The organism is Pseudoalteromonas sp. SWXJZ94C (assembly GCF_015864385.1).
Taxonomy (GTDB): Bacteria; Pseudomonadota; Gammaproteobacteria; order Enterobacterales; family Alteromonadaceae; genus Pseudoalteromonas.
In genome coordinates, this window is sequence record NZ_JADYXF010000168.1 from 1 (window position 1) to 529 (window position 529).

General features: G+C 38.8%; 2 protein-coding genes. Both read right to left on the reverse strand.

The annotated features are described in order from the left end of the window. Nucleotides 1-251 (reverse strand): hypothetical protein (locus tag I6F65_RS21600; protein WP_197114897.1); only part of this gene is annotated, 251 nt, incomplete at its 3' end. 47 nt (nt 252-298) lie between these two features. Further along, a partial coding sequence (locus I6F65_RS21605; RefSeq protein WP_197114899.1) for an Imm49 family immunity protein occupies nt 299-529 on the reverse strand: 231 nt, incomplete at its 5' end.

The window sequence follows — 529 nt, forward strand, 5'->3', positions numbered from 1 at the left end:
TCTCGACCCAGCCTAAAAATTGCCTCACCGGCTTTTGCAGCTAGCTTTAATGCTTTGATTGATTTTTGCTTGTTTTCATCCGTTAAATCAAACGACCACCATTGGCAGATTGTGATTGCATCGCCAAAAAAACTTATTAAATTATCTCGTTTAATTGGTAAACTTTTGAGTGAATGATTATACATCCGCTCAAATCGTTCGATATTGTCTTCAAGTTCTATGCTCTCATACTCACGTGTTATGTTTATCATGGTTATTCCTTTAAATTGTGTCGGTTTATGGGGCGGTTTGGGTGAAATTACAGGTAATCGCCATCAATATAAAACTGTGGGATAAAATCTGATCGCACGTTTACTTCTTTACCATAATCTTTTGCCATGCAAGCTAAGCCTAATAACGGGATAGGCATATAAAAATCAGTCTGTTGGTATCCTTTATCACAGAATCGCTCGTGGTACTCCCAGCTATCATTCAATGCATTTGCAAATGCCGTACTCGGAGTGACCTCTCCATCCATCATAAAGGCAAG